Source organism: Pseudomonas sp. NPDC008258, assembly GCF_042956345.1.
In the GTDB taxonomy this organism is placed as follows: domain Bacteria; phylum Pseudomonadota; class Gammaproteobacteria; order Pseudomonadales; family Pseudomonadaceae; genus Aquipseudomonas.
Window position 1 is genome coordinate 117,559 of sequence record NZ_JBIBGE010000018.1, and the last position, 10,539, is coordinate 128,097.

The following is a 10,539-nucleotide window of genomic DNA, read 5'->3' on the forward strand; positions in this document are numbered from 1 at the left end:
CGAAAAATACAGGGAGTCAGGTGTAGTTATTGGACGAGAATTGCCTGCGCCAGTTCCAGATCGCCGACGGCGAGCCGTGCACAATTGTGGCGTAATGATTCCAGTGCAGCCTCCAGCCGCGCGCCGCGGATCTGGCCGTCGCTGGCTACAAACGCAGCAGCATCGTCGCGGGCCTGGCGGACCAGCTTGCGATCGAAGGGCGCGGTGGTGACCTGACTGGTGGCATAGCCTGAGATGACCAGGCCTTGCGTGGTGGTATCCATGGCATGGGCGCTGGCCATGCCTGCAACGGAAAACAGCAGCGGCAACAGATAACGCATGGGCTCTACAACGGCTGGTAACGTGGGCGGTAAAAGTGGGTGCGGCTGTGCGGGGGGTAACCCGCACAGCTCAATGGCTCAGCCGGGATCAGAGCGCCAGGATGGCCTGGGCCAGCTGTGCGTCGCTGGCCTGCAGGGCCGGCATTTGCGAGCGGATGTGCAGGAAAGCGCTTTCCAGCTTGGCACCGCGGATGTCGCCCTGGCTGCCAACGAAGCTGGCGGCGTCGTCACGGGCGGCCTGCACGATCTTGTCGTCTTTGAACGAAGAGGAGATATCGGAAGTGGCATCGGTGGACGCAGCCACCGCGCCTACCACGGCGTCAGTGGTGACAACAAAGCTGGTGGCGTTTGCGGTGCCGGCCAGGCTCAGCATCAGGGCGGCGCCAATCAGGTATTTACGGGACATGATGGTGGACTCCTGGACTAGGGTCGGGTGGTTCTGTTTATCGGACGCTCGCACAGATCGTCACGGTACTTTTGAACAGTGTGTTTACCAGACTGCTAGGGCAAGCGTATCACGCGCCGGTGTTTGTGGATGTTAATGAACAGTGCGCCAGTAAACTGTGCTGGTCTGTTTTAGTGTTTGTGCAAACTGTACATGTTGTGCCTTGAGAGGCCCTAGCATGCGCTCTGGAAACAAAAAACCCGCTGCAGTCGCCTGCAACGGGTTTTGAGAATTCGCGGTGCCAGCCTAAGCCGGCAAGCCGGTGCTTAGCGCCAGAAAGGCTTGCTCAGCTCTTCGTAGCGTTGCGACTCGCTGATGCCCGCGTCGGCCAGCAGGCGCGCGTCCAGGCGAGCCAGTTGACGGCGGCTGGCCATGCGACGCTGCCACAGCAGCAGAGTGGACAATGCGCGCAGTGGCATCGAGGCGTTGGATTGCTGGGCGTTGCTTTCAAAGACCAGACCGGAACTGAGGGTACGTTCCATGATGCTTCATCCTTCCGCTTATGGCGGGATTAGGTAGTGGTTTAACTGATGCCAATGATCCTCCTCTGTTGTCCATAACAGTAGATACAGTTCAAGTGAAAGACGATGGCTCAGTTAACTGTGTAACCCTACTGTTGCACTCCAAAATGGCGTAACTGTACTGGTCTGCACTTTAATGGTGCGTTTTGGCTTTGGGGAATGGATTCATGAAGCGGGGAAGCGTCTAACTACCAGTGCAGTAGTACAGTTTATGCTAGCTGTTGGTCGCAAGGTGTTCTGGTCGGAGGATTTGACTGTTATGGCCCTTTCGCGGGCTTGCCCGCTCCCACAGGTAAAGCACTCCCTTTGAGGGTTGCACATGACCTGTGGGGGCGGGCAAGCCCGCGAAGAGGCCGGAACAGCAGAAGCAGGGCTGCTGTTCCTTGCTACAGCTGGATCAGCCAGCCAGCATGCGCCCGGTTTCTTCCAGGTTTTCGTGCCAGCTCAGTGCTTCACGGAGGATGTGCGGGGTGTGGCCGCCACGCTGGCAGGCGCGATCAAAGTAATCGTTCAGCGCAGCGCGGTAATCCGGGTGCACACAGTTGTCGATGATCGCCCGCGCGCGCTCGCGCGGTGCCAGGCCACGCAGGTCGGCCAGGCCTTGTTCGGTGACCAGAATGTCCACGTCATGCTCGGTGTGGTCGACATGGCTGACCATCGGCACCACGCTGGAAATCGCACCGCCCTTGGCAATCGACTTGGTGACGAACACGGCCAGGTGGGCGTTGCGGGCAAAGTCACCCGAGCCACCGATGCCGTTCATCATCCTGGTGCCACACACGTGGGTGGAGTTGACGTTGCCGTAGATATCGAACTCCAGCGCGGTGTTGATACCAATGATGCCTAAGCGACGTACCACTTCCGGGTGGTTCGAGATTTCTTGCGGGCGCAGCACCAGCTTGTCCTTGTAGCGCTCCAGGTTGCCGAACACGTCGGCGTTACGGCGGCTGGACAAAGTGATCGAACTGCCCGAAGCGAAGCTGAGCTTGCCGGCGTCGATCAGGTCGAAGGTGGAATCCTGCAGTACTTCGGAGTACATGGTCAGGTCTTCGAACGGCGACTCGATCAGGCCGCACATCACCGCGTTGGCAATGCTGCCGATACCCGCCTGCAGCGGGCCGAGCTTGTTGGTCATGCGGCCAGCTTCGACTTCCTTCTTGAGGAAGTTGATCAGGTGGTCGGCAATGCCTTGGGTTTCGTCATCCGGCGGCAGAACGGTGGACGGCGAGTCTGGCTGGTCGCTGATGACGATGCCGACGATCTTGGCCGGGTCGATCGGGATGGCGGTGCTGCCGATACGGTCGTCGACCTTGACCAGCGGGATTGGCGTGCGGGTCGGGCGGTAGGTCGGGATATAGATGTCGTGCAGGCCTTCGAGGTTGGGGTTGTGCGAGAGGTTGATCTCGACAATCACCTGCTTGGCGAAGATCGCGAAGCTGGCCGAGTTGCCCACCGAAGTAGTTGGCACGATGTGGCCCTGCTCGGTGATGGCCACCGCTTCGATGACGGCGATGTCCGGCAGCTTGAGCTGCTGGTTGCGCAGTTGTTCGACGGTTTCCGACAGGTGCTGGTCGATGAACATCACTTGGCCGTCGTTGATGGCCTTGCGCAGGGTGCTGTCGACCTGGAACGGCATGCGGCGGGCCAGCACGCCGGCCTCGGTCAGTTGCTTGTCCAGGTCGTTGCCCAGGCTGGCGCCGGTCATCAGGCTGATTTTCAGTGGCGACTGCTTGGCACGTTCGGCCAGTGCATGCGGTACGGCCTTGGCTTCGCCGGCGCGGGTGAAACCGCTCATGCCGACAGTCATGCCGTCCTCGATCAGACCAGCGGCATCAGCCGCACTCATTACCTTGCTGTGCAGGGAGGACAAGCGGATACGATCACGGTACATGGATTGTTATCTCGGGCTACTGAAACTACTGCAGCGCAGTCTAGAGATTTCGCCCAGTGCCGTCCCGCGACCATGGTCGTATGAGAAGCCATGCAGTAGAGCCGTTGATCTGGATCATTGAAAAGCAAAAGCCCCGGGAGAGATCTCGCCGGGGCCTTCTATATAACGCACGGTTTTTAGCGAAAAGCCTTACTCGACCGCTTTGACCATATCTTCGATCACCTTCTTGGCGTCACCGAACACCATCATGGTCTTGTCCAGGTAGAACAGTTCGTTGTCCAGGCCGGCATAGCCACTGGCCATGGAGCGCTTGTTGACGATGATGGTCTTGGCCTTGAACGCTTCAAGGATCGGCATACCGGCAATCGGGGACTTGGGATCGTTCTTCGCCGCCGGGTTGACCACGTCGTTTGCGCCCAGTACCAGCACCACGTCGGCCTGACCGAACTCGGCGTTGATGTCCTCCATCTCGAATACCTGGTCGTAAGGTACTTCGGCTTCGGCCAGCAGCACGTTCATGTGCCCGGGCATGCGCCCCGCCACCGGGTGGATCGCGTACTTCACGGTCACGCCGTTGTGGGTCAGCTTCTCGGTCAGTTCCTTCAGCGCGTGCTGGGCACGGGCTACTGCCAGGCCGTAACCCGGCACGATGATCACGCTGTCGGCATTGCTCAGCAGGAAGGTGGCATCGTCGGCCGAGCCGGACTTCACCGGGCGCTGCTCTTTGGAGCCTTGCGCGGCGCCGGCATCGGTGTCACCGCCGAAGCCACCGAGGATGACGTTGAAGAACGAACGGTTCATCGCCTTGCACATGATGTACGAGAGGATGGCACCGGACGAGCCGACCAGCGAACCTGCGATGATCAGCATCGAGTTGTTCAGCGAGAAGCCGATGCCGGCAGCCGCCCAGCCCGAATAGCTGTTGAGCATCGACACCACCACAGGCATGTCGGCGCCACCGATCGGAATAATGATCAGCACGCCCATGATGAAGGCCAGAACCAGCATCAGGGTGAATGCACTGTAGTGGCCGGTGAAGGTGAACAGCAGGCCCAGGGCGATGGTGGTAAGGCCAAGGATCAGGTTCAGCTTGTGCTGGCCGGCGAACTGTACCGGTGCGCCCTGGAACAGGCGGAACTTGTATTTGCCCGACAGCTTGCCGAAGGCGATTACCGAACCGGAGAAGGTAATGGCACCGATGGCGGCACCGAGGAACAGTTCCAGACGGTTGCCGGTAGGGATCGGGTCGCTGATGGCAGCCACGATGCCCATCGACTGTGGCTCCAGCACGGCGGCGATGGCGATGAACACGGCAGCCAGGCCGATCATGCTGTGCATGAAGGCGACCAGCTCAGGCATCTTGGTCATCTCGACGCGCTTGGCCATGATCGAACCGGCGGTACCGCCGACCAGCAGGCCGACGATCACGTAGCCGATGCCGGCAGTAGCCCCGCCGTTGCCAACAGAGAGCGCGCCGAGCTTATAGATGAGGCCCACCGTGGTGAGGATGGCGATCCCCATGCCGATCATGCCGAACAGGTTGCCGCGCCGCGAGGTAGTCGGGTGCGACAGGCCCTTGAGCGCCTGGATGAAGCAGATCGAGGCGACCAGGTACAGAAGTGTTACCAGATTCATGCTCATGCTTACTTCTGCCCCTCGTTCTTGGCTTTCTTCTTGAACATCTCAAGCATGCGGCGGGTGACCAGGAAGCCACCAAACACATTGACCGCAGCCAGGGCCACGGCGAGCGTGCCCATCAGTTTGCCGGCCGGGGTCACGGTAAGTGCGGCGGCCAGCATGGCGCCGACGATCACGATGGCAGAGATGGCGTTGGTCACGGCCATCAGTGGCGTGTGCAGCGCCGGAGTGACGTTCCACACCACGTGGTAGCCCACATAAATGGCCAGCACGAAGATGATCAGGTTGTAGATGCCGTGGGAAATCAGCATGTCTTCCATTGTCGTGCTCCTTAGCCGTTCTTGCGGACGACTTGACCATCACGGCACATGAGGCAGGCCGCGACGATATCGTCTTCGAGGTTGATGACCAGTGCGCCGTCCTTGTCGAACAGCAGCTTCATGAAGTCCAGCAGGTTGCGTGCGTACAGCGCCGAGGCATCGGCACCCACCTGCGCCGGCAGGTTGGTCGGGCCGACGATGGTCACGCCGTTTTCCTGCACCACCTGGTCTGCAACAGTCAGCGGGCAGTTGCCCCCCTGGGCCGCGGCAAGGTCGATGACCACCGAGCCGGGCTTCATCTGCGCAACGGTCTCGGCGCTGAGCAAGGTCGGTGCCTTGCGGCCGGGAATCAGTGCGGTGGTGATGACGATATCCGCCTGCTTGGCGCGTTCATGCACGGCCTGGGCCTGGCGCTGCATCCAGCTGGCGGGCATCGGGCGGGCATAACCGCCGACGCCTTCGGCGCACTCGCGTTCCTCATCGGTCTCGTAGGGCACGTCGATGAACTTGGCCCCCAGCGATTCGATCTGCTCTTTCACGGCAGGGCGCACGTCGGACGCTTCGATCACCGCACCCAGGCGCTTGGCCGTGGCGATGGCCTGCAGGCCGGCAACGCCTGCCCCCAGGATCAGCACGCGCGCGGCCTTCACGGTACCGGCGGCGGTCATCAGCATGGGCATGAAGCGTGGGTAGTGATGGGCAGCCAGCAACACGGCCTTGTAACCGGCAATGTTGGCCTGCGACGACAACACGTCCAGGCTTTGCGCCCGCGACGTACGCGGTGCGGCTTCCAGGGCGAAGGCGGTTATGCCGCGCTCGGCCATCTTGCCGATCAGTTCGCCGTTGAAGGGGTTGAGCATGCCCACCAGGAGGCTGCCACTGTTGATCAGGGCCAGTTCCTGGTCGTTGGGGGCGACCACTTTGAGCACCAACTGGGCGCCGTAGGCATCGGCTGCGTTCCCGAGGGAAGCGCCCACGGCCTCATAGGCACTGTCCGGAATGCTGGCGTTGAGCCCTGCCCCCCGTTGGACGGTGACCTGATGGCCCTGGCCAATCAGTTTCTTGATGGTTTCCGGGGTCGCAGCGACCCTTGTCTCACCGGTCTGCGTCTCGAGAGGAACACCAATGTGCACGACTTATTCTCCTGCGGTGACCTTTTGTCTTTGTAAGAGCCAGCGCACTTCGGGTGGTGTGCTGGGGCGGCAGTGGAGCGCCAACCCGCCGTATCCCAGGCGGGCGAAGCATTTTGCAGACGAACCCAGGGGCCTTCAACCGGTTCTGGAGCGAAACGAAGTTAAAACTACAAGTCACCCTGTGACCGCTTGTCGCAGCAATAAGGCTCTAGCCCGTCAAACATGGGCTATTGGCAGATTAGGAGAAAAAATCAAAAATTTTTCGATCAATTCGCTCAGGGCACGGTGAATGTCGAAAAATAACCCGCAAGGCCGCGTAGTTAGCAGGGTTAAAGGGTATTTTTCGGCTTACATAACAGTTTATTCAAATGCGACAAATACATATATCTGTAGGTGTTTAAAATAATTGACTACATAGTCAATTTGTCGCACTTGCTCATGTTGTTGCGGTGTAGGCCTGGGCCTGGCTTACCAGCCAGTCGCGGAAGGCGCGCAGCGAGGCCGACTCTACCTTGCGCTCCGGAATCATCAGATAGTAGGCCTTGTCGCTACTGAGGGCGTGTCTGTTAGCGACCACTAACCTGCCCTCCTCCAACTCGCGCTGGATCAGGAACGGTGGAATCAGCGCGACCCCCATTTCATGCATGGCTGCCTGGGCGAGCATCGAGAATAGTTCATAACGCGGGCCTGTCATGTCGCGTTCCACATTCATTCCCAGGCTGCCGAACCATTGCCGCCAGGCGTAAGGGCGCGTGCTTTGTTGAAGGAGCGGCAGCTGGGCGATGCGCTGTGCGTCAAGTACGCCCTGCCCGGCCAGTAGCGCCGGGCTGCACACGGGGAGCGGGTTTTCACCCATCAGCCGGTGCGACTGGGTGCCTGACCAGTCGGCGTCACCGAAATAGATAGCGGCATCGAAGGCGGTGTCGGCAAACAGGAATGGCCGTGTGCGGTTGGTAAGGTTGACCGTGACCTCCGGGTGGCTTTGCTGGAAGCCCTTGAGGCGCGGTAGCAGCCATTGGGTGCCGAAGGTTGGCACTACTGCCAGCTCGATCACGCTGGCGCCCTGCTGGCCCATTACCGACAGGGTATCGCGCTCGACCGCGTCCAGTTGGGCGGCAACCTGGCGGCTGTAGGAAAGGCCGGCTTCGGTCAGCTTCACGCCCCGGCGCGAACGGCGGAACAGCTCCACATTGAGAAAGGCCTCCAACCCGCCAATTTGGCGACAAACGGCGCCTTGGGTCAGGGCAAGCTCCTGGGCGGCCTTGGTGAAGCTTTCGTTGCGCGCTGCTGCCTCGAAGCAAACCAGGGCGGCAGTGCTGGGGATCTTGCGGCGCATGTACGTCAACCTCACTTGTAAGGCTGTCAATATGGCATTTTGCCGATTTACGAAGTGACAAATTATCACTAATTGGTGCGCAATCCTCGTTTGTCCCGGCAGCCGATCAGGCCTAGGCTCAAAGGCACAAGAAACTACCCCCTATTTCGAGGATTTTGCTCATGGCCGGTAAAGCAAGCTTCAACTGGATCGACCCGCTGCTGCTGGATCAGCAGCTCACGGAAGAAGAGCGCATGGTGCGAGACAGCGCTTATCAGTTCGCCCAGGACAAGCTCGCCCCGCGTGTGCTCGAAGCCTTCCGCCACGAGCAGACCGACCCGGCGATCTTCCGCGAAATGGGCGAGGTCGGCCTGCTGGGTGCAACCATTCCCGAGCAATATGGTGGCAGCGGCCTTAACTATGTGTGCTACGGCCTGATTGCCCGCGAGGTGGAGCGTATCGACTCGGGGTACCGCTCGATGATGAGCGTGCAGTCTTCGCTGGTGATGGTCCCGATCAACGAATTCGGTACCGAAGCACAGAAGCAGAAATACCTGCCCAAGCTGGCCAGTGGCGAGTGGATCGGTTGCTTCGGCCTTACCGAGCCTAACCATGGCTCCGACCCGGGATCGATGATTACCCGTGCCAGGAAGGTTGACGGCGGCTATCGCCTGAGCGGCAGCAAGATGTGGATCACCAATAGCCCGACCGCTGATGTGTTCGTGGTCTGGGCCAAGGACGATGCGGGGGATATCCGGGGCTTTGTCCTGGAAAAAGGCTGGCAGGGCCTGAGTGCCCCGGCGATTCATGGCAAGGTTGGCCTGCGCGCCTCCATTACCGGTGAAATCGTCATGGACAATGTGTTCGTGCCAGAGGAGAACATCTTCCCGGATGTGCGCGGCCTCAAAGGCCCGTTCACCTGCCTCAACTCGGCCCGCTATGGCATCTCGTGGGGGGCGCTGGGCGCCGCCGAAGCCTGCTGGCACACCGCGCGTCAGTACACCCTGGACCGTCAGCAGTTCGGCCGCCCTCTGGCTGCCAACCAGCTGATCCAGAAGAAGCTGGCCGACATGCAGACCGAAATCACCCTGGCACTGCAGGGCTGTCTGCGTTTGGGGCGCATGAAGGACGAAGGTACCGCAGCGGTGGAAATTACTTCGATCATGAAGCGCAACTCCTGCGGCAAGGCGCTGGACATTGCCCGCATGGCGCGCGACATGCTGGGGGGCAACGGCATCTCCGATGAGTTCGGTGTGGCCCGTCACCTGGTCAACCTGGAGGTGGTGAACACCTATGAAGGCACCCACGACGTGCATGCACTGATCCTTGGGCGTGCGCAAACCGGTATCCAGGCCTTCTATTAATAAGGAGCCAGCCCATGGGCGCGCTATCACATCTGCGGGTGCTGGACCTTTCGCGCGTGTTGGCCGGCCCATGGGCTGGTCAGATTCTCGCTGACCTGGGCGCTGACGTGATCAAGGTCGAGCGCCCGGGCAGTGGTGACGATACCCGCGCATGGGGGCCGCCCTTCCTCAAGGATGCGGCAGGAGAGAACACCAGTGAGGCGGCATACTACCTGTCGGCCAACCGTAACAAGCGCTCGGTGACCATCGACTTCACCCAGCCTGAGGGGCAGCGCCTGGTGCGTGAGCTGGCAGCGAAGTCCGATATCGTCATCGAGAACTTCAAGGTGGGTGGGCTGGCGGCCTACGGCCTGGACTACCAGAGCCTCAAAGTGATCAACCCCAAGCTTATATACTGCTCCATCACCGGTTTTGGCCAGACGGGGCCGTATGCCAAGCGTGCGGGTTATGACTTCATGATTCAGGGGCTGGGTGGGCTGATGAGCCTTACCGGCCGCCCGGAGGGTGAGGAGGGTGCAGGTCCGGTCAAAGTGGGCGTGGCACTTACCGACATTCTCACCGGGCTGTACTCCACGGTGGCCATGCTTGCTGCTCTGGCCCATCGGGAGCAGACCGGAGTGGGGCAGCATGTCGACATGGCGCTGCTTGATGTGCAGGTGGCCTGCCTGGCGAACCAGGCCATGAACTACCTGACTACAGGTAACCCGCCTCGCCGCCTGGGCAATGCACATCCTAATATCGTGCCTTATCAGGATTTTCCGACCGCGGATGGCGATTTCATTCTTACAGTGGGCAACGATGGCCAGTTCCGCAAATTCGCAGAGGTGGCCGGGCAGCCGCAATGGGCGGACGACCCACGCTTCGTTACTAATAAGCAGCGGGTGGCCAACCGGGCTGAACTGATCCCGCTGATTCGCCAGGCCACGGTATTCAAGACAACAGCCGAATGGGTCAGCCAGCTGGAGGCTGCCGGCGTCCCGTGCGGGCCTATCAATGATCTGGCGCAGATGTTCCAGGATCCTCAGGTGCTGGCACGTGGGCTGGCGGTGAGTATTGCGCACCCGTTGGCAGGCAGCGTGCCGCAGGTGGCCAGCCCTATAAGGTTGTCGGAGACGCCAGTGGAGTATCGGCGGGCGCCGCCTCTGCTGGGTGAGCATACCGAGGTGGTGCTCGAGGAGGTATTGGGGCTGGAAGCGGGCGAGGTGCAGCGCTTGCGCGATGCAGGCGTGCTCTAGAAGCGCGTGGTGCTATCGAGAAGCGGGGCGGCCGTCAGGCCGCCCCGCTTTGCTTTTCAGCGATATTACAGTTTCTTGAAATTAAGGGTTGACGCGCTTTCGAATCCCCTTATAATGCGCCCCACTTCCAGCGACATCTGAACGAAAAACTCCTTGATATTCAACGAGTTAGGTAGTTAAGGTGGTGTTGAAAGGGCTATGATCGAATGATCGCAAGCGGTTAAGATGGTGGTTGACAGCGCTTTTAAACGCTGTATGATTCGCCTCCCGCTACGAGAGATCGCAGCGAGCCAAGTGTTTGAAGCTAAACGAGTTTCTCGCAAAAAACTTCAAAATAAACGCTTGACAGGCTCTGAG

At 60.2% G+C, this 10,539-nt stretch carries 10 protein-coding genes; 2 read left to right on the forward strand and 8 right to left on the reverse strand.

Features of this window, described 5'->3' with window-relative positions; translation table 11 throughout:
* Positions 1-26 precede the first annotated feature (26 nt).
* The 8 genes from ACFY9W_RS16400 to ACFY9W_RS16435 all read right to left on the reverse strand — a co-directional run bounded on the left by ACFY9W_RS16400 (position 27) and on the right by ACFY9W_RS16435 (position 7,604).
* Positions 27-320 carry a DUF2388 domain-containing protein gene (locus ACFY9W_RS16400; RefSeq protein WP_391132025.1) on the reverse strand — a complete coding sequence of 98 codons (294 nt, stop codon included), beginning with the start codon at positions 318-320 and terminating at the stop codon, positions 27-29.
* Positions 321-408: 88 nt separating this feature from the next.
* Positions 409-726 (reverse strand): DUF2388 domain-containing protein, encoded by a 318-nt coding sequence (locus ACFY9W_RS16405; protein WP_284357124.1) that lies wholly within the window; start codon positions 724-726, stop codon positions 409-411.
* A gap of 305 nt (positions 727-1,031) precedes the next feature.
* The gene (locus ACFY9W_RS16410; protein WP_201204204.1) at positions 1,032-1,247 is read right to left on the reverse strand and encodes a DUF1127 domain-containing protein; all 216 of its coding nucleotides are present in this window, start codon (positions 1,245-1,247) and stop codon (positions 1,032-1,034) included.
* Between the two features lie 436 nt (positions 1,248-1,683).
* Complete coding sequence (locus tag ACFY9W_RS16415; RefSeq protein ID WP_391132028.1) at positions 1,684-3,177, reverse strand: succinate CoA transferase; 1,494 nt, start codon at positions 3,175-3,177, stop codon at positions 1,684-1,686.
* Positions 3,178-3,366: 189 nt separating this feature from the next.
* On the reverse strand, positions 3,367-4,818 hold the full coding sequence (locus ACFY9W_RS16420) for an NAD(P)(+) transhydrogenase (Re/Si-specific) subunit beta (protein WP_391132030.1): 1,452 nt from the start codon (positions 4,816-4,818) through the stop codon (positions 3,367-3,369).
* Between the two features lie 2 nt (positions 4,819-4,820).
* Positions 4,821-5,135 (reverse strand): NAD(P) transhydrogenase subunit alpha, encoded by a 315-nt coding sequence (locus ACFY9W_RS16425; protein WP_016484308.1) that lies wholly within the window; start codon positions 5,133-5,135, stop codon positions 4,821-4,823.
* Positions 5,136-5,146: 11 nt separating this feature from the next.
* A complete protein-coding gene (locus tag ACFY9W_RS16430) occupies positions 5,147-6,268 on the reverse strand; it encodes a Re/Si-specific NAD(P)(+) transhydrogenase subunit alpha (protein WP_391132033.1) in 1,122 nt (373 codons plus the stop codon).
* A 436-nt stretch (positions 6,269-6,704) separates the two neighbouring features.
* Complete coding sequence (locus tag ACFY9W_RS16435) at positions 6,705-7,604, reverse strand: LysR substrate-binding domain-containing protein (RefSeq protein ID WP_391132035.1); 900 nt, start codon at positions 7,602-7,604, stop codon at positions 6,705-6,707.
* 161 nt (positions 7,605-7,765) lie between these two features.
* Between ACFY9W_RS16435 and ACFY9W_RS16440 the strand changes: the two genes are divergently transcribed.
* Together ACFY9W_RS16440 and ACFY9W_RS16445 are read left to right on the forward strand one after the other, a co-directional pair.
* On the forward strand, positions 7,766-8,947 hold the full coding sequence (locus ACFY9W_RS16440) for an acyl-CoA dehydrogenase family protein (protein WP_391132037.1): 1,182 nt from the start codon (positions 7,766-7,768) through the stop codon (positions 8,945-8,947).
* A gap of 14 nt (positions 8,948-8,961) precedes the next feature.
* Entirely contained in the window at positions 8,962-10,182 is a 1,221-nt protein-coding gene (locus ACFY9W_RS16445; protein WP_391132039.1) for a CoA transferase, read from the forward strand.
* The last annotated feature ends 357 nt before the right edge of the window (positions 10,183-10,539 follow it).